Source organism: Dyadobacter sp. (assembly GCF_051859145.1).
Lineage (GTDB): Bacteria > Bacteroidota > Bacteroidia > Cytophagales > Spirosomataceae > Dyadobacter.
Genome location: NZ_JBHYGF010000157.1, coordinates 9,458 through 29,462, shown reverse-complemented (window position 1 = coordinate 29,462; position 20,005 = coordinate 9,458). Strand labels below are relative to the sequence as shown.

The following is a 20,005-nucleotide window of genomic DNA, read 5'->3' as shown; positions in this document are numbered from 1 at the left end:
AACCAATTGTCAATTTCACATTTTCGGGAGAAAGAAGGGTGCAAGTCGAATGCAGCATCGGCTACAAGGACGATCTGGGAATTGTAGAGAACCTCGCACTTTCGGTAATCAACCAGCTCCCATTCCTGAACAAGCTAAAACCCGTAGAACTCAACTTCACGAAATTCACTGAAAAAAGCATCGATTTCGAAATCCTGATCTGGATAGATCAAAACAAAATTGGTCCAGGCCCCGCTAAGAGTGTTGCGATGAAGGCTGTTAAAAAGGTTTTTGATGAGAATGGGATTGGGTTTCCTGCGGCGGTGGTGCCTGTTAGGAGTGGGGAGATGCCTGTTCCGGGCAGAGAAGGTTTTGGTGGAATCCATTCTTAGCTAATTGATTTCTGTCCTATTACATTTGAAATCTCAGATGTTTTCGGAAAGCATAGTAGCCGATATAAACCAGGATTTCGAGCAGGATCACTAGGTAAGGCATACCCCAGATTGTGTCGGCTAAAAAGTGATGTTTGATGATCAGGTCTTCCATTATTATGCCGAAAAAGAGGAAGACGAAAACAGGAAATGCGAGTAGGTAAAACAAAAAATCCGCCAGTCTGTTCGCGTTCCTAATTGACTGATAAGCCAGTATCAAAGGGGGAAATGTGATCAGCCAAATACATAGATTCATTAGCCAAAATATGAGTTTATCGTCGCCAAAAAATGCTCGTATAACAGCGGATTCATCATTTGCTCCCATTAAGTTGAAGAAAATTCTCATAATCGGGATAGTTGCGAATATCAATGTGATACCAAAAAGCTTTTCGCTGCTATTTTCCTTTTTCAGCATAAAATATCCGATCCACATAGGTGTATAGTTGAATAGTAAAGGTCCGACTATGGTAGCCACCCAGGCCAGAACCGGGTGGCTTTTAAGACAACCTTCTGCAAGCTGGAAAGAGTTGAAAGTTTTAAATCCCCATTCCCCACATATCAAAAAACCAGCAACATGGTGCGCAAGCTCGTGACTGATACCAAGTATCGAACCCAGGCAGATGAATGCGAACAAATATTTCGGGGTAAATTTAATGATCATGCAGTTGGAGAGTTTGCAGATATAATGAAATTTATGAAATGAAGCAGGTGCTGCTGGTTAGTTGAATATCAGTAAATCGTTCTCTCCGTCTGCATTTAATGAGCTACCGGTTGGAATAAATGGATCTTCGGTACGCCAAAATTCAAAGTGCCCGCTGTCTTAGTCGAAATGGAACTATCCCCCACATTTTCCCCTACCATTCGAAAATTCCTTTTGATTTCCTCAAACAATCATCTTACGTTTGCCTCGCTCAAAATTCTCAACATAAGTCTTATTGCCCGACCTCTGTCAAGAGGTCAGGAGTGTGCTATACGGAACTACGTATACCTATTAACGGTGTCGTGGCTACCGTAATGGACGTATAGCACCATTATCCTTATGTTGAGGATTGAGCAACGGAAAGCGCGGCACCGTTAACTGGCCCCGCACCACGCAAAACGGTATACACACCATGTCAGACATCGAAAAAACCATCAAACCCCGCTACACCTCCGAAGAACTCATTCAAAATTTCCTCGACGCCGAATACGACCTGGCCGAAATGGAGCAGCTTTTCACCGATATGATGCTGCGTTACATTTACCCGACAAAGGATTGGAACCCCGGCCCGAGAGTGACGCGCGATGTATTGGATCGGGGAGAGATTTTCCTGGATCTGTTAAGAGGGATACGTAGCCGGTTGTGATTTTTAGAAACAGGAGAACAGATACATTTCCCCCCGAAACAAACAAAAAGCCCCCGCTACAAATGCAGCGAGGGCCTTTAACTGAACCTTAACTAATATTAATACCTGTAAGTCTCCGCTTTGAATGGACCTTCCAGGGAAACGCCGATGTAAGCAGCTTGTTCGTCTGAAAGCTTTTCCAGCTTCGCGCCTACGTGGGCAAGGTGGAATGCAGCTACTTTTTCGTCCAGTGCTTTTGGAAGTACGTATACTTTTTTCTCGTAAGCAGCTGTGTTGGTCCAAAGTTCGATCTGAGCCAGAGTCTGGTTAGAGAATGAGCACGACATTACAAACGATGGGTGACCCATTGCACAGCCCAGGTTTACCAAACGGCCTTCTGCCAATACGATGATATCTTTTCCTTCTACATTGTAGATATCAACCTGTGGTTTGATCTGCGATTTTGAAGCGCCGTATGTGCCGTTCAACCAGGCCATATCGATTTCGTTATCGAAGTGACCGATGTTACAAACCACCGCTTTGTCACGCATCGCAAGGAAGTGACGATCTGTGATGATCTTGTAGTTTCCGGTTGCTGTAACGAAAATGTTCGCACGGGTTGCAGCTTCATCCATTGTAACCACCTCAAAACCGTCCATTGCAGCTTGAAGCGCACAAATCGGGTCGATTTCAGTTACCAATACACGGCAGCCAGCGCCACGAAGTGACTCCGCAGAACCTTTACCTACGTCACCGTAACCAGCCACAACTGCGACTTTACCGGCAAGCATCAGGTCAGTTGCGCGACGGATTGAATCTACAAGAGACTCGCGGCAACCGTATTTGTTATCGAATTTAGATTTCGTAACTGAGTCATTTACATTGATTGCAGGTAAATGAAGCGTTCCGTTTTTCAGGCGGTCGTACAAACGAAGTACGCCAGTTGTAGTTTCTTCTGAAAGTCCTTTGATACCAGCGATCAGTTCAGGATATTCGTCGAAAACCATATTGGTAAGGTCACCGCCGTCATCAAGGATCATGTTCAAAGGCTTGCGATCTTCGCCGAAGAACAACGTTTGCTCGATGCACCAGTTAAATTCTTCTTCGTTCATTCCTTTCCACGCGTAAACCGGGATACCAGCTGCCGCGATAGCCGCCGCTGCGTGGTCCTGCGTAGAGAAGATGTTACAGGAAGACCAGGTAACTTCCGCACCCAAAGCAGTAAGTGTTTCGATCAAAACCGCAGTCTGGATCGTCATGTGCAGACAGCCTGCCACGCGTGCACCTGCCAATGGTTGTGACGGTCCGTATTCTGCGCGGATCGCCATCAAACCCGGCATTTCAGCTTCTGCCAATGTAATTTCTTTACGACCCCACTCAGCAAGTGAGATGTCTTTAACCTTGTAAGGAATGTACGTGTCGGTCGACGTTGCCATTATTTTACAGTTTTAGTTATATCTTGATTATAATACAAAACTAAGTAGAAAAACCACGGAGGGGAAGAAATGTAGATACAAATTGTGATTTGTGATTGTAAATCAGACGTTTTATCTTTTCAGCTGCGGCTTAGGCGCACTTTGGCACTCACACTGCGCTATATCTCCGGTAGTGGCAGATATTTTGTCTTGGCAATAAAAGGTTGCCTCCCCAAAATGCCGTTCGTCGACAATTTCCATACATCTGTCTACCAGCTTTGCTGCGCAGATCTTTGGCTTTTGAAATAGCTATATTTGTTCATGCGTGCGAATGTCCCCATACTTTCCGGTATCGCCAGAAGGAGAACCTTGCTTCATGTTTCATTCTGGCTGACCATTTTGATCATATTAACGGTTATCTATGGTGCGGGAATGCCCGGCTACGGGCTTGCTCTGGGCGTGGTGGCTATGTTTATGCCGATCCACATTTTCTATTTCTACTGCATCGCCTACTTTCTGATCCCGCGGTTTTTTAATCGGAAAAGGTACGTGGAGTTTGTGATCTATTTGATTCTGTGCATTATTGTTTCCACACTCTTATTCAGGTTACTTGAAATACTGGTTGCCGATCCGATCGTTTACGCGGCGGTACGGAAGACGGATCCTGCATTTGTTTGGGTCAAATTGCAGGGGAGCTTCCGGGAGCAGCTATCGCGGCCGGTGTACCTGATCAATGCATTTGAACAAACGAATATTTTTGTCTGGATAGCCCTGTCCATTAAATTTTTCAAGATGTGGTTTGAAAGAAGGCAGGCCGTGATAGAGGCTGAGCTTAACTTTTTGAAAGGTCAGCTACACCCTCATTTTCTGTTTAATACCCTTAATAACCTCTACGCACTGACATTGACCCAATCACCTCAGTCTCCGGCGGTGGTAATGGGGCTGGCGGAAATTTTGCGTTACATGTTGTACGAAGCCAACACGGACATTGTGGAGCTGGAAAGGGATATCCGCATTGTGGAGAGTTATATCGAGCTTGAAAAGATCCGCTACGAAGAGCGACTGGATATCAATTTCAGTATAAACGGACTTACTCCCGGCTTTAAAATAGCGCCGCTGCTGATTTTGCCGCTGGTTGAAAACGCATTCAAACACGGAGTCAGTGAGCAGGTGGGGCAGGCGTGGATTAATATGGATTTGCGCATTAAAAACAATAATCTCAAATTCAAAATCAGCAACAGCAAGCCGGAAACAGCTGTGAGGGAAACCGGGAAGCACCACGTGAGCATCGGGCTCGCGAATGTCCGGAAGCGGCTGGATATTCTCTATCCTTCTGCACACCAGCTCAAAATTCTGGAAGAGGAGGATGTATTTGCGGTGATTTTGGAAATTGAACTCGACAAACGACTGGAAATCTGAGTAACATGAAAATTACAGCGATGCTGGTCGACGATGAGCCGCATGCCATCGAGGTACTGGACAACTATCTGGGGAATTTCGGGGAAATTGAAGTAGTAGCCCGCTGCCAGGACGCGATCCAGGCTTTTCAGGTTTTGCAGCAACAGAAAGTTGATCTGATGTTTTTGGATGTAAAAATGCCCGGCCTCAAAGGCACCGACCTGCTGCGGAGCCTCAAAAATCCGCCCAAAGTCATTTTTACAACCGCTTACCAGGATTATGCCGTAGAAGGTTTTGACCTCAATGCAGTTGATTATCTTCTCAAACCAATCCCGTTCGAACGTTTCCTGCGTGCGATTGATAAGGTTTTTACGGGTTTGAATATCAGTAACCAATCCGTTTCCATTGCGCAACAGAATTTAGCCGCCAATAAAGATATTTTCCTCTACCTCAAAGTGGATCGCAAAATGGTGAAGGTGAATGTAAATGACATTTACTGGATCGAAAGTCTGCGCGATTACATTAAAGTGGTGCTGAAAGACAAAGTGCTGATCACAAAACAAAAGATCAGCCTGCTGGAAGAACTGCTTCCCGAAGACAGCTTTATCCGCATTCACCGCTCATTTATAGTTTCCGTCGAAAAAGTGGAAAGCTACCATTCCCACAAAATCGAGATCGATGGAAAAGAACTCCCAATCGGCCGGAATTTCAGAAATGACTGCCAAAAAAGATTCAAACTGATCTTCTGATTAATTATCCCCGGGCTCAAGCCCGGGGCAATGGATTGCTTTTGCAATGGAAAATCCATTGCCCCGGACTTCAGTCCGGGGACAAGAATAAAAGGAATGGATTGCTATCAGCGCCGTTTGTCGATAAAAAATGTTGTTGATCGACAGTAACTTCTCCTCCTTATTTCTCCTCGGCTTTTCAGCTTAAAATTGCAGCGCCATTTGCATTGGCACACTCATAATTTTAGTAAAAAGCCATATAGCCATGTTAAAAAGTAAAAGAATCCTTCTGGCAGTCCTCTCTCTGGGGCTGCTTGTATCAGGTTGTAATGAAGAAGAGACCGTCACACCTTCCCAGCTCACCGCACGCGCCGGCGCTGACCAGAATGTGAAAGTAGGAGAGCAGGTAACGATCGACGGTACCGGTTCTACGGACAGCAACAACAAGCCTTTTCAGTTCCGCTGGACAGTTGCCAAAAAGCCCGCGGGAAGTACAGTAACCCTGGCCACACCTTCGCAGGGAAAAGCAACTTTTACCCCCGATTTGCCCGGTGATTACGAAGTCGATATGACGATCTTCAATGAGAATGGAGAGAACACCGACAAAGTGCTGGTCACCGCTACCATTATCCAGCCCATTGAACTCGAAAGGGATATCAGAACCAAAACGGTACTCGAAAACCGCATTGACAACCCGAACATACCCGACTACATTGTCAACAACAACACCCAGGTAAATGCGGAACTTACATTGAAACCCGGCGTAGTAATCGCATTTGCAAGAGATACCCGCCTGGAAGTCAACTACAATGGCGGTATCCTAATCGCAAAAGGCGACTCTGCCAAACCGATTCGTTTGATCGGGAAGGAAGCTAGCAAAGGGTATTGGTCAGGCGTTATTTTCAGATCGGCGAGCAGCGCGAATGAAATGGAGTACGTACAAATTCTTCACGCTGGCGGCAAGCCGATCATTTCTACGATTAAAGCAGGTTTTGCAGTGATCGGAACTTACAAGGCTAACCTGTCGATCAAGCATTCGCTTTTTGAGGATAATGGCGGTTACGGTTTGTATGTGGATGAAGCTGTAACGATCACAGGTTTTGAGAAAAATACATTTAAAAACAATGTGGAAGCCGCTGTTTTAGTAGGCGCTGACATTGTGAGCAGCCTGGATTATAATTCCAGTTTTACCAACGGAAACGGCCGAAATGTAGTTGAAATCTTTGCCTCAACACTCAAAAAGAATGTGACCACTGAGGTAGTTTGGGCAGGTTTCAAAGACAAAACGCCGTACCGCATCCTCGAAGGAATGGGCTCCGATGCAAACTGGAAGATCATGCCGGGCGTAACCATTGAAATGGGACGCAATGCAAGATTGTCGATCGACGACGGGTACTTCAATGTAGTGGGTACCAAAACCAATAAAATCGTGATCAGGCCGGCCGAAAACGCGCGGGCTTACTGGCGGGGAATGATCTGCTTCTCGACAAGTACTAAAAACATTATGGAGAACGTCGATATCTCCGGCGGCGGCAGTACCGCACTTGTATCAGGCAAGAAAACGAATATTGCAGTCTACGGAGGCAATTCGAGCTTGCAGATCAGGGATTCGCATATTTCAGGAAGTGGCGGTTACGGTGTGTTTGTTAATTACCAGGCTAGCGTGAATGAAGACATTGAAACTGCAAACACATTTGCAGACAATGCCGAGGGAAAATTGCTGAAAGAGTAGCCCAATGGACAACCTTACTCCCTGCATCAGCCTGATCTTCGGGCTGATTGCATTCCTCACTGTGTTCACGTTTTTTCAGGCAGCGGGCAGCAGTGGCAGATTTGGGCTCCTGCTACTTTCCTGGATTGCGTTGCAAAGCTGCGTTTCCGCCTCGGGGTTTTATCATCATACCGATTCCACATTCCCGCGGTTACTTATAATGGTGGTCCCACCTGTGATCCTGGTGACCTGGCTTTTTCTGGCCAGGTCCGGGAAAGCACTCCTGGACCGGATGGATCTGCATTTGCTCACCGTGATCCACGTCGTGCGCGCTCCTACGGAAGTGGTCATGTACTGGCTGTTCATTTGCCGGGTAGTACCAGCCGAATTAACGTTCCAGGGTGGAAATCTCGACATTATCGCAGGAATGACAGCGCCGGCAATCTACTATTTCGGGGTGCTGAGAGAGAAGATAAAGTGGCAAATGCTGGTTTGTTGGAACGTGCTCGGGTTGGGTTTGACGATCAGTATCGTGTTCAAATTCATTTTCTCTGCCGCATTCCTTTCGGAGAGCCTCGCAGTGCACCAGCCGAACATTACTTTGCTGCAATTTCCATTCGTGTTTTTGCCGGGCATTATCGTGCCTGTAATCATTTGCTCACATCTGGCCGCTATCCGCCTTCTTGTAAAAAGCAGTTCTGTTAACCCCAAAAGCAAAACAGACCATCGTCACACGATCAGACAGCTCATGATCAAAACATTGGCCAGCCATGAAAAACACCAAAGTTAAATTGCTGGCTGCTTTGCTGATGGTACTGTGCATTTCATCCGGCTTTTCGGTCCAGCGTAAATCGCGCCGCCAGCCGGTTGCGGAGCGTGGATTCTGGGTTACTGAAACTGATCCCGCAAGCAAAACCACAATAATCCGCTTTTATGCGACAAGCAACCATCTTGTCTCTGAAAGAAAGGAAGACAAGGAGCTGGATGTAAGAAGATTGGCAGTCAGAAAAGCACTGAACAGCGCCTTGCGAAAAGAACTTGAAAAAGACTCCCTCACACAATCTTTACCAAAGCTTTATGAAGTCAATTGAAATAGTGTCCATTGTGCGCCTTGCGGGTTTTGCATTGTATTTCTTTATCGCTGCACAGGGTGCGTTTTACCATTTCGGGTTTGGAAAAGCATTGTATCAAATTCCTGCTGAGCATTTTATTGAGCTGCGCAAAGTGGTTGATCCGGCTGTGCGGAGCAAGTTCAAAATGCTGTACCTCGCCGCGCTGGCTGTGATGCTGCTTTGGGTTGTTTTAACCGATAAGTCTGCGGGTTTCTGGTCTTACGGATTGGTATTGCTTGCCTTTCTCCTGCTGGTAGCCGATATGGTGTTCATACTCCGGTTTAGCGAGCCTGTCAACGAGCTGATCAACAGTGATCTTCTGAATACAGAAAGAGGCTATTCCAATGCAAGATCAGAGTGGTTGAAATTCATCTTTATCAGAGGATACCTGTCACTTGCGGGTTTTGCATTGCTGGTTATTCAGCTTGCTTTCAAGTCAAACTGAGTACAACGCGGATCTTTACAGTTAAACATTTTTAAACCTAATAGCCATGAAAAACAGAATTTCTTACCCGACAAACCTGCATTGTCGGAAAACTTTGCTTGCGGTGCTTTTTGCGGGAATGTCACTTGTTGCCTGCAAGGAAACCGAGCCCGGGGTAATTCCTGACGTGATCAGCAAAGATGAAAAAGCCATTATTCCGGCGAAAGACCAGCGTTTTGTTTACAAGATCCAGGAAAGCGACGGTACCGAATCCAGTGCAGTTACCAAAGTACTTGCTGTGCGGGACTCGGCCGGGATAGCTGTTTATGATATTGAAAATAAGATCCAGTATGAAGAAGCCGGCAGCCTCACTTTGAAGTACAACGCATTCAGCAAAGACGGAAAAACGACCAATGAAATTTCCACTGCCGCCGGCCTGAATGCGATTGTAGAGTACATCGGAGAATTTGCGATCATCAAAAGTTCGGAACTGTCTGGACTTCCGCAGCGGCAGATTTTTGAGAATAAGGCAACTGTCGGCAGTAAGGTAACTTTCAGCAGCGCGCCTGTGAGGCAATATATGGAGCTGGAAATTCCTATCGAAGACGGAGATCCCATTTCAGCCGAAATTGAATGTCTGGTAACTTACCACGAAGGCAAAGCTGTGAAAGAAGAATCAGTTACGACGCCGGCGGGTACATTCAACTGCACCAAATGGGAATATTCCTACGACCTAGAAACGAAGCTGACATCGGCGGCATTTCCGTCAGAGGAATCGGCAGTTGTTTATACCGTGCACCTGTGGACAGCACCGGGGATCGGGATTGTCAAATCAGAAGAATTTTCGGGCACGGACGTGACTAAAACAGAGTTGCAGAAAATTGAAAAATAGAGCTGCTATGCGAACAAAACTGATTTGGATGCATTGCCTGGCGGGTATGATCCTGCTTTTCAATGCCTGTAAAACGGACAATAATCCTTCTCCTGACGGGGGTAAGTTGGAGGAGGGATATGCAGTTGGGAAAGTTACCGGAACCGACGGAAGCCCGCTGAAAGGAGTGGAGATTGTTGTAGATAATACAATGCTATACAATTCGTACGCACTGGGCAGATCTGACGAAAAAGGCAACTACAAAATCCAGCTGCCCAAGGTTGGTACTTTCATGGCATCTGCGCAGATCAAGAAAGAGTATAATGGCGAAGTGTACGAGCTCGATCTTGATCCTGATGTGTACGAAGAATTCAGTATCGACGGCGCAGTTCGCAATTTTACCTGGAAATTAACCGGCCGGCGACCAGAGGGAGAAGGATATTACGGCGCGTCCATTGAAGTAAATAAATCAGTGAACAGCGAAATATACGATTCGGAAAACATCGAATTCACCTTATCCCCGGTTGGAACCCTGATCGACGGATCGAAGGGGAAAACATTGAAATTAAAGCACGGAGCACCATTTTCCAAAGAATACGGCCGGCTCGTGGATGTTCCCCTAGGCAGATATAAAATGACCGCCTATTATAATGGAGAATCAGGAAAAATGCCGCTAAAACTCAGAAAGCACTTTTCAGAAGATAATTATGAAACAGAACTGACAATCGACTTCGAACCAGAAAATATCTGGGGAAAGAATATTTCGATTATCAGTTACACGGAATAGAAATTAATGATTGAATAAGATTAAAGATAATTTGTAAAATATCAATTTCAAAAAATTCAATTCCACAAACACTATCTTAAAATCCCCGGGCTGAAGCCCGGGGCAATAGATTTTCTTAGGGCCGGAGGCCCATAAACTTTAGAATCCATTCCCGTCGACTTCAGTCGACGGATCGCACTCAATGGATTGATTGAAGGACAAATTCAATGGATTGATTGTCACATTCAGTGGATTTATTGTATATCACACTCTATGGATTGATTGAATGTCAAATTCAATGGATTGATTGTATATCGCACTCTATGGATTGATTGATCAAATATCACATCCATTGGATTGATGTATCTCGCAATTGGTGGATTTATTCATTTATTGAATATCACACTTCCAATGGAGTACAATATATCACACTTCAATGAAATGAATTATACCAACACAGCGAAGCTTTTGAAAATCGCTCCCACCCTAACTGCATCGAATATACGCGCCTGGGTGCCGCCGTGGTTCAGTACCGATTGTTCGTGGGATGTAACGCACATTTCGCAACCATTCAGAGCCGATACCACCAGACTCAGCAATTCAAAAAACTCTTTGCCAAGCACAGGATTCACCATAATGCTCATTTTGATACCTGCAGGTGCATTATCATAGAACTCCTTGTGCATGAAATGCCTGAAACGGTAGAATACATTGTTTGCATTCATCAGGGAAACGCAGGCAGTTACCTCTGCAATTTCTTTGTCCTCAGCGCCTTCCGTTTTCAAAAGCTCTTCCAAAGCGGAAATCAATGGGGTATTTTTTTCATTCACTGCTACTGACAAAGCGATCAGAAGTGCCTCTTTGCGGTTCAATGTATTTGATTTCAATACATTGCTCACATTCACTTTCAGATCTTTCAAATAGCGGTGGTCGAGTGCTGCCAGTTTATTGATCAGCACACTGTCAAAATCTGCGGGCAGATTGACTTCTTTATACAGGGAATCTTTCGTGTTACCTGTTGCTGCAAATGGATACATGTGGGGAAGTTTGAGTGAAGAGTGGTGATAGTCTGTGAGTTTATGAGTTGAAGGTTTATGAGTTTATGAGTGCACATTACGACAACTCATAAACTCATGAACTTATAAACTCATAAACTTAAATTAAGCCAGAGTAGCTTCGCCTTTTTGCCAGTTGCATGGGCAAAGCTCGTCAGTTTGCAAAGCATCCAAAACGCGGATTACTTCGCCTACATTACGGCCAACTGAAAGATCGTTAACACTTACCCAGCGAATAATCCCTTGTGGATCAACGATGTAAGTCACACGGTAAGCGATTTTCTCGTTTTCTTCCAAGATACCCAGCTCTTCTGCCAAAGATTTTGAAGTGTCAGCCAGCATTGGGAATTGCAGGTCGCGCAGGTCGTCGTGGTTTTTTCTCCATGCAAGGTGAACGTATTCGCTGTCTGTAGAAGCACCGATCAGGATCGTATCACGGTCAGCGAAGTCGCCTACGTGCTTGCCGAATTCGGCGATTTCTGTTGGGCAAACGAATGTAAAGTCTTTTGGCCACCAGAACATGACCATCCATTTCTCAGAGTTTTTGTGGTCTTCTGAGGTAATATCATAGAATTCGTTTCCTTTTTCCAATGATACTACTGATGTTTTTTTGAATTCAGGGAATTGTGATCCCACTGATAACAGTCTATTTGCCATGATTGCTCGGTAGTTGATAAGTTGTATTTTTTTGTGACACAAATTTATAACTGCGTGTATCCTTAGACAAGGTTGATCCTGGTACTATGGGAGGAAAGAGTTGTTTTAAATAAATGAATTTGATTTTGTTTATATAAAAGTAGATGTTATCATTTTTATCAATAACTACATTGATAGGCGCAATAGGATTATGCCAACATTTACTTTAATCTGTCTCTTAGCCGGGCAGCAAATTCAGCACGGTTTCCAGCGACATTCCCCTTGATCCTTTGATCAGAATGTATGTATTTTCCTGCGGGTTGTCCATGACCCAGTTATGCAGTGAAAATTTGTCAGGAAAGTAGTAAGCTTTGGGCAATGCAGGCAGCGCGTGCTGCATTAATGCGCCTGCCAGGATCACGATATCAAACTTTTCGGCCGCAATCTGCTTGCCCAATGCAAGGTGCTCTTCGGCCGCAGCATCGCCCAGCTCAAACATATCTCCCAAAATCAGCATTTTACGTGGGGCTTCCAGTCTGGCGAAGTTGGCAATAGCTGCTGCCATCGATGACGGATTTGCATTGTAAGCATCCATAATCACCGTATTTGATCCTTTTTTGACAAACTGCGACCGATTGTTATCAGGCTCGTAAGTAGAAACTGCTTCCAGTGCATCGGCATCGGCCACACCGAAATGCTTGCCCACAGCCAGCGCAGCACAGATATTGTCAAAATTGTATTGTCCGGGTAAATGCGTCGTGATCGTCTTGCCGCCTGATTCAAAAACGACCATCGGATTTTCAGAAATCAGCTTTGGATTAACCGGGCTGTTTTCTGAACAGTAAAACACGATCTCGCCAAATGCGCGCCGCTTGCTCACCATTTCCATGATCACGTCAATGGTCGAGTTCACGAAAACGGTACCCTTCTTTTTGGAAAGGAAATCAAACAGCTCGCCTTTCCCTTTTTTCACACCTTCGGGTCCACCGAAACCTTCCAAATGCGCCTTTCCGATGTTGGTAATCAGTCCGTGGGTAGGCTGCGCAATGGAGCAGAGTAATGCAATTTCCTCCTGGTGATTCGCGCCCATTTCAATTACCGCCATTTCCTGTTTGGCCGGATCAATGGAGAGTATCGTGAGCGGCACGCCAATGTGGTTGTTCAGGTTACCAACAGTCGCATAAGTGTTGAATTTCATCGAAAGCACTTTAGCGATCAGCTCTTTGGTCGTTGTTTTTCCATTGGAACCTGTGAGTGCAATCACGGGGAATGTGAAAGTTTTGCGGTGGTGCCGCGCCAGGTCCTGCAAGGCAGCCAGTACATTTTCAACTAACAGAAAACACGGGTCAGCAGCAACATTTTCATCGTCTACCACTGCGAATGCAGCACCTTTCTGCAAAGCCTCCGCCGCATACTGGTTACCGTCGAACTTATCTCCCTTCAAAGCGAAGAATATACAACCATTCGTGATCTTGCGCGTGTCAGTACAAATGGAGGCGCCTTTTTTAAAGTGCTGATAAATAGTCTCGGTGGAAGTAAACATGGAAATAGCTGTTCGTTATAAAGTTATCAGGCCTTATTTCGTTAGGTTTGAAGCGCGGAAACGTCAGCCGAGATACCTGCAAAACTAATAGATTATTCCTCAACGATGCGAACCATTTATACCTCCTTATATCTTCTGATCCTTTCTTTTTTGCTAGCGCCCGCCGCGTTTTCACAGCAGGTTTGGTTTAAAACCGATACTGTTACCAGCGTAACTTCAAAAGGTACGAGGCTGCTCAATCCCTGGGCGGGCGGACTGAATGCGTCGCAATTTCTGAAAATGCATTTGAACAACGATTCCGAAGAAGATCTCCTCGTATTTGACCGCACCAACAGCAAGGTAACTACGTTCATAGCCGCGACCGATCCCGTTAATTCTTCCAAAAAAGCATTCATTCACGCGCCTTATTACGAAACACTTTTCCCACAGGCAGACAACTGGATGATACTCGCTGATTATAATGGCGACGGAAATAAAGATCTTTTTGCAAGTACCTCGCTGGGGATCAGTGTATATCAGCAAATAAAAACGGCTGGTTCGTGGAGCTGGAAACTGATGCAGCCGGTTATTTTTACCAAAGGTTTTTCAGGAAATATCAACTTACAGGTTTCCGGGACCGACATTCCGGGGATTACGGATATCGACGGCGACGGCGACCTGGACCTGCTTACATTCGATTTTTCAGGAAGTTACATTGAACTGCACCAGAACCTGAGCGTCGAGAAGTTCGGGGTTCCGGACAGTCTGGGGAATGCAGGTAACCCTGTTTTCCAGCGTAATGGAGATTGCTGGGGCAATTTTCGCAAAGGGGAAGGCGAAGATTTTGTTTTTGATGTGGATTGCGGTGTGGTCACAAATCCCGGCGGTCGCGAAATGCATGCAGGTAACTCCATTCTTTTGCAGGATTTGAATGGGGATGGAAAAAAAGACCTGCTGGTGGGGCATGTGAGCAATGAGCACATTTCGCTGCTGACCAACTCAGCCGCGGGCCTGATTGCTGATTTTACAAGTTACTCCAACATTTATCCTACAAAAGACCCGGTACTGCTGCACATCTTCCCGGCAGCATTTTATGAAGACGTGGACTTCGACGGAGTACCTGACCTGCTGATTGCCCCAAACGTACCATCAAACGACCTGAATTCGACCGATTTCAAATCCTCAGGCTGGTTTTATCACAATACAGGTACAGCTTCAAAGCCTAATTTCCAGTTAGTTCAAAAGAACTTCTTGCAAAGTCAAATGCTGGACGTGGGTGAAAATGCAGTGCCCGCATTCTTCGATATCGACGGCGATGGGGACCTGGATATGCTTGTGGGGACAGGCGGAGTCCCTGGTACCAATGGATTTCGCGGCGGATTCTGGCTGCTCACCAATACGGGTACCGCGGCTGCACCGAAGTTTGATATAACTTCCGAAAATTACCTGAACTTACCCGCTTCGCTCGGACTTTTCAACCTCAAACCACAGTGGGCCGATTTCAATGGCGACGGTGTCGCCGATCTTGGATTTTCCGGCGTTTCTCTTAGTAATCTCAAACTGGAATACAGGTATATCCCGAACAAAGCGGCGGTCGGGGCGGCAGCCCAGCTGAATGTCGCCGAGGCAGTTACGATCGCATTACCTGCCGAATTGATCAGCAGCGACTCGCCGCATTTCTATGATACCGACGGCGACGGTAACCTGGACTTGTTGGTAGGAAGAGGCCAGGGGAACATTTACCATTACAGCAACACAGGTGCCAACAGGCAATTTGCATTCAAGCTTGAAACCGACGCGCTGGCCGGGGTAGGAGTCAATTTTGCAGGCCGCTCGCCGCAGCTCGCGGTTGCAGATTTCGATCTCGACGGCCGCGCAGACCTTGCCACGGTCGATCATACCGGCAATCTCCGGATTTTCCACGGTGCCGATTTCGGTAAGTGGACAGCGCGCGAGAGCCTGCTGGTGGACGTAAATGGAAAAGCAGGCACACCTGTTTTCGGAAACTACCTGTCCGTTACAGCCGCCGATCTGAACGGCGACCGCAAGCCTGACCTGGCAATTGGCACCAATGCAGGCGGTATCCGTTTGCTGACCAACGTTTTGCCAGTTTCAATTACAGGTACGGAGCCGGAAATTGGTTCAGTAAGCATTTTCCCAAATCCTGCCACGGGCTTTTTGAAAATCACATCCCCGCAAACCGGAACTTTCGATATACTCACTGCGGGCGGCCGCAGGATCCTTCAAAACCAGCGCGTCAATGCAAATGTGGAGCGGACAATTTCCACTGAAAACTGGCCTTCCGGCTTGTATCTGGTTGAATGGAAGAGCGGTGGAAGGCGGCTGGTAAAAAAGGTAGTTGTAGAGTAGATACCCACCAGGCGGCTCTTACATGATAAAATCCTAAACTCATGCAAGCTCTTCTTGGCGTTATCTTCCACTTTATCGGTGGTTTTGCTTCCGGCAGTTTCTATATTCCTTATAAGCAGGTCAAAGGCTGGGCGTGGGAATCCTACTGGATCGTCGGCGGGTTGTTTTCCTGGATGATCGTCCCGCCTATCGCAGCTTACCTGACCATTCCCGGCTTTTCCGAAATCATCTCACATACCGACAGCGGTACCCTGCTGATTACCTACATTTTTGGGTTGCTCTGGGGAATAGGGGGGCTTACCTACGGCCTGGGTGTACGTTACCTCGGCGTCTCGCTCGGCAGCTCCATTATCCTGGGACTTACTTCCGTTTTCGGCGCATTAATACCTTCCATTTACTACCAGTTTGAACCAAAACCCGGGAAAGACAGCATTTCAGACCTTTTTACAAACACCTGGGGGCAAATGGTTTTACTCGGCTTGCTGATCTCCATTATCGGGATTATCATCTGCGGAAAAGCCGGCAGCATGAAAGACAAAGACCTCACCAGAAGCGGCTTTGTGCCCGACGATAAATCGGAGTTTAAAATTGGGTTAGGGTTGACAGTTTCCATTATTTCCGGGGTACTGAGTGCCTGCTTTGCCTTCGGGATTGACGCGGGCAAAGTAATGGCGGAAGAAGCCAACAACATCTGGAAAGCCGCCAACCCGGGAGAGGGTGAGTTTTTGTTCCAAAACAATGTGACTTACATCGTGATTCTCTGGGGTGGACTTACGACCAACTTCATCTGGTGTATGTTCCTGAATGCCCGCAACAAAACTTTCGGCGACTATACCAATTCATCTACGCCGCTGCTTAGAAACTACATTTTCTCCGCGCTGGCGGGTACCACCTGGTTTATGCAATTCTTCTTTTACGGAATGGGCGAGAGCAAGCTGGGCAACGGACCGAGCTCGTGGATCCTGCACATGGCGTTCATTATCCTCATTGCAAACACCTGGGGGCTTGTTTTAAGGGAATGGAAAGGTGTGAGCAAGAAAACCATCACAACGGTGATCACCGGTATTCTTGTCATAGTACTTTCAGTGCTGGTAGTAGGCTATGGAAACTACTTACGGGAATAGTTTTAAATTATTGACCAAATCGGAGAAATATTTAAATAAAAGCATGATAGCGCAGGATAGTTAAGGTTACATCAACATTGATATTTACATACTGATTACAAGATTTAGTTGGATGTATTGAAGTGGAATGTTTATCAATGAGTTTTGTCCCTGGTTCCCGTGAAGCATTCAGAAATTTTACCCGAAGCCTACCTGGTCACACGTTGGCAGCAATTCTGTGCTGGTGATAAAAGTGCATTTGGTGAAATAACAGAGCTGAACTATGCTCCGTTATTCCACTACGGCACCCGCTTTACAGCAGATCGTGATATGATCAAGGATTGTTTGCAAGACCTTTTTCTTTCTGTTTGGGAAAAACGGGAGTCGCTCTCGGAGATTGCCGCGATCAAACCTTACCTTTTTCAATCACTCCGAAATAACCTGGTGCGGAGATGCAGGCGGCAATCTGTTTTTTCGGAAATCGGCTTGAATGAACCTTTTGACGACATTTCACCGGAATCCGACTGGATTATCAACGAAACCGACCACCTTACCAGCACCCGGCTCCGGCAGGCAATCGACTCCCTCCCGAAAAGGCAGCGCGAGGCATTGTACCTGAAATATTACGAGAACCTCTCCTACGAAGAAATTGCCGAAATAATGGGCCTGCAACGCCAGGCTGTGGCCAATTACCTGCAATATGGTATTCAGAAATTACGTGAATACTGGCACCACGCAGCCGTTTTCCTGGCTATTCTGTCTGACATCAACTGGTATTGATAAACTCCTAAAAAATATTTGAAAGTTCATGGGTACTATTTGCTGAGATGATACTCATCGTATTAAAGCAAATAATTTTCCAAGAAATCCATGAATAGCTATAAAGACTTCGAAGTCAAGGACTGGGTAGAGGACCTGCAATTCAGGCGGTGGGTTTACCACGGCGAATCCGACCTGTTCTTTCGGAGTTGCATGCAGAACAATGCAGCGCAGGTTCCCGCCATGGAGCAAGCCAGGGAAATCCTTCTTTCGGTGCGTGGCGAGCTGGATATTATTTCGGAAAAAGAAGTAAGGTCCCGCGTAACCGAAATCCTGGATGCTATTCCGGCCGACAATCCGCAGCCATTTCTCTGGTGGAAAGGCAACTGGCTCAAAGTCGCCGCCATTTTGATCCTTGCTTTTGGGATCGGCCTCAGCCTGTACCGGAAACCCGGCGCTTTGAAAGACCTCGAATTCAGCCTTGCAGCAGTGCAGCAGCCGAAAAAGGCCAGGAGTATGCAGGTGACAAACCACACCGGCAACATCCGGCTTGTAACACTACCCGACGGTAGCTCGGTGATCCTGAAACCCAATGCACGCATTACCTATCCCGAGTATTTTGAAAAGAGCAAAAGGGAAGTGAGCATGGCAGGCGAGGCGTTTTTTGAAGTGGTCAAAAATCCGGCGCAGCCTTTCTTCGTTTTTGCAGGCTCGATGGTAACAAAAGTGAAAGGCACCAGTTTCAGTATCCGCGCCAATGAGGGCGACGATGAAGTGAAGCTGGTGGTTAAAACAGGCATTGTGGAAGTATCGGCTTTGGAAAATGAAGGAGCCGATAATCCCCAACCCCGGAAGTTGGTACTTAAACCAAACGAGCAGGTAACCTTCAACCAAAAGAATAAATTAATGACTGCTGAGCTGGTCGAAAAGCCCGTTTTGCTTGACTTACCTGTTGAAAAGCAGGATTTCGAATTCAAGCGCACCCCGCTCACAGAGGTGTTTACCAGGATGGAAGAAACCTATGGGATCATGATCCGCTTTGATGCAGAGGCAATTTCCCGCTGCACAATTACCGCGAAGCTGGGCGATGAGCCTGTATCAGAGAAAATGGAAATGATATGCTCCGTGGTAAATGCAAAGTATGAGCTCAGTAACGGAGTAATTACGGTCACTTCCAATGGATGCGACTAAACTGTCTAACCTAAACTACTTATGAGAAGACTTCTTCATTTCAGTATGATCATTTTCCCGATCATGAAATTCACCGTTGCCCAGTGTCTGCTCCTGTTGCTATTTATGGAGATTGCCACGGCGGATAATCTGCGGGCACAGGAGATTTTAAGTCAGCGTATATCCATAACAGTTAGCAATATGGATGTGGCGCAGGTACTCGAAAAAATCGAGGGACAAACGAAAGTCCGCTTTGTGTACAGTGCCGAAATGATCGGTGCGGAACGGAAGGTAAGTTTTGAAGGGGAAAACCAGCGGCTCGATTCGGTACTCGAAAATTTACTTGTGCCTTTGGGAATTGAATACAAAGTTTCAAAACGCACCATTCTGCTGAAAAGAGCTGCTGAAAAGAAGACCTCGGAACAGCGAATGGAAATGCAGGAGAACACACCCGCAGCCGACCGGGACGTAACCGGTACTGTGATTGACGAAAAAGGCGCAGGTATCCCCGGTGTAAGTGTGGTTGTGAAAGGTACTACACAGGGTACTTCCACCAACATCGACGGTAAGTACCAGATCCTCGTGCCGGAAGATAATGCCGTGCTGATATTCAGTTTTGTAGGTTATATCAGTCAGGAAATTCCATTGGGTGCGGTTACTAACCTGGATGTGACGCTCAAAGTGGATGAGAAAGCATTGGAGGAAGTGGTAATTGTCGGTTTTGGAGAGCAAAAGAAAGTGTCGGTTACAGGCGCAGTATCGTCTGTGAGTTCGGAGATATTACAGCAAAGTTCATCAGCAAGCTTGGCCAATTCCTTGTCGGGGCGCTTACCGGGCCTGACCTCCATTCAATCGGGTGGGGGCCAGCCGGGACGCGATGATGCTACGATGTACCTTCGCGGCGCGGCAACCACCAATGGAAAAAGCCCGCTGATCCTGATCGACGGTGTGCCGCGGGACAACATCCGTACACTCGACGCCAATGAAGTAGCCTCGGTTTCCATTCTGAAAGATGCGTCAGCTACGGCGGTTTTCGGGGTGCGTGGCGCTAACGGGGTTATCCTGATTACTACAAAACGGGGCTCTGCCGGCAAAACCGAGCTCACGATCAATACCGAGCAAAGCTTTTCATCATTCACGCGCGAGCCCGAGCGCCTGCATTCGCTGGAATATATGGCGCTGCGGAATGAAGCTTCCAGGAACGACGGCATCACGCCCCTGCCTTTTACC

19 protein-coding genes and 1 pseudogene are annotated in these 20,005 nt (G+C 46.6%); 15 read left to right on the top strand and 5 right to left on the bottom strand.

The window, feature by feature from the left end; translation table 11 throughout:
* Positions 1-371 (top strand): annotated as a pseudogene (locus ACTIE6_RS10720) (mechanosensitive ion channel family protein); the annotation flags it as partial.
* A gap of 19 nt (positions 372-390) precedes the next feature.
* Here the strand turns inward: ACTIE6_RS10720 and ACTIE6_RS10715 are convergent.
* On the bottom strand, positions 391-1,071 hold the full coding sequence (locus ACTIE6_RS10715) for a hypothetical protein (RefSeq protein ID WP_439556630.1): 681 nt from the start codon (positions 1,069-1,071) through the stop codon (positions 391-393).
* A gap of 451 nt (positions 1,072-1,522) precedes the next feature.
* Here ACTIE6_RS10715 and ACTIE6_RS10710 point away from each other — a divergent pair, with 451 nt between their 5' ends.
* The gene (locus tag ACTIE6_RS10710) at positions 1,523-1,756 is read left to right on the top strand and encodes a hypothetical protein (protein WP_439556629.1); all 234 of its coding nucleotides are present in this window, start codon (positions 1,523-1,525) and stop codon (positions 1,754-1,756) included.
* A 98-nt stretch (positions 1,757-1,854) separates the two neighbouring features.
* Here ACTIE6_RS10710 and ahcY read toward each other — a convergent pair whose 3' ends face one another.
* Positions 1,855-3,171: an adenosylhomocysteinase gene (ahcY, locus tag ACTIE6_RS10705; protein ID WP_439556628.1), complete on the bottom strand. Its 1,317-nt coding sequence runs from the start codon at positions 3,169-3,171 to the stop codon at positions 1,855-1,857.
* A 300-nt stretch (positions 3,172-3,471) separates the two neighbouring features.
* On the opposite strand from ahcY, the gene ACTIE6_RS10700 reads away from it, so the two are divergent.
* From ACTIE6_RS10700 to ACTIE6_RS10665, 8 genes are all read left to right on the top strand, one after another.
* Positions 3,472-4,569, top strand: a complete 1,098-nt coding sequence (locus ACTIE6_RS10700) for a sensor histidine kinase (RefSeq protein WP_439556627.1) — start codon at positions 3,472-3,474, stop codon at positions 4,567-4,569.
* A 5-nt stretch (positions 4,570-4,574) separates the two neighbouring features.
* The gene (locus ACTIE6_RS10695; RefSeq protein WP_439556626.1) at positions 4,575-5,297 is read left to right on the top strand and encodes a LytR/AlgR family response regulator transcription factor; all 723 of its coding nucleotides are present in this window, start codon (positions 4,575-4,577) and stop codon (positions 5,295-5,297) included.
* Positions 5,298-5,541: 244 nt separating this feature from the next.
* Positions 5,542-7,008: a PKD domain-containing protein gene (locus ACTIE6_RS10690; protein ID WP_439556625.1), complete on the top strand. Its 1,467-nt coding sequence runs from the start codon at positions 5,542-5,544 to the stop codon at positions 7,006-7,008.
* 4 nt (positions 7,009-7,012) lie between these two features.
* Positions 7,013-7,777, top strand: a complete 765-nt coding sequence (locus ACTIE6_RS10685; RefSeq protein WP_439556624.1) for a hypothetical protein — start codon at positions 7,013-7,015, stop codon at positions 7,775-7,777.
* Complete coding sequence (locus tag ACTIE6_RS10680; RefSeq protein ID WP_439556623.1) at positions 7,758-8,078, top strand: hypothetical protein; 321 nt, start codon at positions 7,758-7,760, stop codon at positions 8,076-8,078. The genes ACTIE6_RS10685 and ACTIE6_RS10680 overlap by 20 nt, the downstream gene beginning before the upstream one ends.
* Complete coding sequence (locus ACTIE6_RS10675; protein ID WP_439556622.1) at positions 8,065-8,544, top strand: hypothetical protein; 480 nt, start codon at positions 8,065-8,067, stop codon at positions 8,542-8,544. The genes ACTIE6_RS10680 and ACTIE6_RS10675 overlap by 14 nt, the downstream gene beginning before the upstream one ends.
* Before the next feature lie 46 nt (positions 8,545-8,590).
* Positions 8,591-9,415, top strand: coding sequence for a TapB family protein (locus tag ACTIE6_RS10670; protein ID WP_439556621.1), 825 nt, complete (start codon positions 8,591-8,593; stop codon positions 9,413-9,415).
* Between the two features lie 7 nt (positions 9,416-9,422).
* Positions 9,423-10,181, top strand: coding sequence for a carboxypeptidase-like regulatory domain-containing protein (locus tag ACTIE6_RS10665; protein ID WP_439556620.1), 759 nt, complete (start codon positions 9,423-9,425; stop codon positions 10,179-10,181).
* Between the two features lie 425 nt (positions 10,182-10,606).
* Here ACTIE6_RS10665 and ACTIE6_RS10660 read toward each other — a convergent pair whose 3' ends face one another.
* The 3 genes from ACTIE6_RS10660 to ACTIE6_RS10650 form a co-directional block, all read right to left on the bottom strand.
* Entirely contained in the window at positions 10,607-11,197 is a 591-nt protein-coding gene (locus ACTIE6_RS10660) for a carboxymuconolactone decarboxylase family protein (RefSeq protein WP_439556619.1), read from the bottom strand.
* A 123-nt stretch (positions 11,198-11,320) separates the two neighbouring features.
* Positions 11,321-11,872, bottom strand: a complete 552-nt coding sequence (locus ACTIE6_RS10655) for a peroxiredoxin (RefSeq protein WP_439556618.1) — start codon at positions 11,870-11,872, stop codon at positions 11,321-11,323.
* Between the two features lie 217 nt (positions 11,873-12,089).
* Positions 12,090-13,394, bottom strand: coding sequence for a UDP-N-acetylmuramoyl-tripeptide--D-alanyl-D-alanine ligase (locus ACTIE6_RS10650; protein ID WP_439556617.1), 1,305 nt, complete (start codon positions 13,392-13,394; stop codon positions 12,090-12,092).
* Between the two features lie 105 nt (positions 13,395-13,499).
* On the opposite strand from ACTIE6_RS10650, the gene ACTIE6_RS10645 reads away from it, so the two are divergent.
* From ACTIE6_RS10645 to ACTIE6_RS10625, 5 genes are all read left to right on the top strand, one after another.
* Entirely contained in the window at positions 13,500-15,743 is a 2,244-nt protein-coding gene (locus ACTIE6_RS10645; protein WP_439556616.1) for a T9SS type A sorting domain-containing protein, read from the top strand.
* 41 nt (positions 15,744-15,784) lie between these two features.
* Entirely contained in the window at positions 15,785-16,867 is a 1,083-nt protein-coding gene (gene rhaT, locus ACTIE6_RS10640) for an L-rhamnose/proton symporter RhaT (protein ID WP_439556615.1), read from the top strand.
* 159 nt (positions 16,868-17,026) lie between these two features.
* Positions 17,027-17,626 carry an RNA polymerase sigma factor gene (locus ACTIE6_RS10635; protein ID WP_439556614.1) on the top strand — a complete coding sequence of 200 codons (600 nt, stop codon included), beginning with the start codon at positions 17,027-17,029 and terminating at the stop codon, positions 17,624-17,626.
* Between the two features lie 90 nt (positions 17,627-17,716).
* Positions 17,717-18,796, top strand: a complete 1,080-nt coding sequence (locus ACTIE6_RS10630; protein WP_439556613.1) for a FecR family protein — start codon at positions 17,717-17,719, stop codon at positions 18,794-18,796.
* Positions 18,797-18,817: 21 nt separating this feature from the next.
* Positions 18,818-20,005: carboxypeptidase-like regulatory domain-containing protein (locus ACTIE6_RS10625; RefSeq protein ID WP_439556612.1), on the top strand; the 1,188-nt coding region annotated here is incomplete at its 3' end.

Bases quoted from the DNA above. Each gene is read 5' to 3' on its own strand.
- ACTIE6_RS10715 (WP_439556630.1), bottom strand. From the start codon at position 1,071: ATGATCATTAAATTTACCCCGAAATATTTGTTCGCATTCATCTGCCTG.
- ACTIE6_RS10710 (WP_439556629.1), top strand. From the start codon at position 1,523: ATGTCAGACATCGAAAAAACCATCAAACCCCGCTACACCTCCGAAGAA.
- ahcY (WP_439556628.1), bottom strand. From the start codon at position 3,171: ATGGCAACGTCGACCGACACGTACATTCCTTACAAGGTTAAAGACATC.
- ACTIE6_RS10700 (WP_439556627.1), top strand. From the start codon at position 3,472: ATGCGTGCGAATGTCCCCATACTTTCCGGTATCGCCAGAAGGAGAACC.
- ACTIE6_RS10695 (WP_439556626.1), top strand. From the start codon at position 4,575: ATGAAAATTACAGCGATGCTGGTCGACGATGAGCCGCATGCCATCGAG.
- ACTIE6_RS10690 (WP_439556625.1), top strand. From the start codon at position 5,542: ATGTTAAAAAGTAAAAGAATCCTTCTGGCAGTCCTCTCTCTGGGGCTG.
- ACTIE6_RS10685 (WP_439556624.1), top strand. From the start codon at position 7,013: ATGGACAACCTTACTCCCTGCATCAGCCTGATCTTCGGGCTGATTGCA.
- ACTIE6_RS10680 (WP_439556623.1), top strand. From the start codon at position 7,758: ATGAAAAACACCAAAGTTAAATTGCTGGCTGCTTTGCTGATGGTACTG.
- ACTIE6_RS10675 (WP_439556622.1), top strand. From the start codon at position 8,065: ATGAAGTCAATTGAAATAGTGTCCATTGTGCGCCTTGCGGGTTTTGCA.
- ACTIE6_RS10670 (WP_439556621.1), top strand. From the start codon at position 8,591: ATGAAAAACAGAATTTCTTACCCGACAAACCTGCATTGTCGGAAAACT.
- ACTIE6_RS10665 (WP_439556620.1), top strand. From the start codon at position 9,423: ATGCGAACAAAACTGATTTGGATGCATTGCCTGGCGGGTATGATCCTG.
- ACTIE6_RS10660 (WP_439556619.1), bottom strand. From the start codon at position 11,197: ATGTATCCATTTGCAGCAACAGGTAACACGAAAGATTCCCTGTATAAA.
- ACTIE6_RS10655 (WP_439556618.1), bottom strand. From the start codon at position 11,872: ATGGCAAATAGACTGTTATCAGTGGGATCACAATTCCCTGAATTCAAA.
- ACTIE6_RS10650 (WP_439556617.1), bottom strand. From the start codon at position 13,394: ATGTTTACTTCCACCGAGACTATTTATCAGCACTTTAAAAAAGGCGCC.
- ACTIE6_RS10645 (WP_439556616.1), top strand. From the start codon at position 13,500: ATGCGAACCATTTATACCTCCTTATATCTTCTGATCCTTTCTTTTTTG.
- rhaT (WP_439556615.1), top strand. From the start codon at position 15,785: ATGCAAGCTCTTCTTGGCGTTATCTTCCACTTTATCGGTGGTTTTGCT.
- ACTIE6_RS10630 (WP_439556613.1), top strand. From the start codon at position 17,717: ATGAATAGCTATAAAGACTTCGAAGTCAAGGACTGGGTAGAGGACCTG.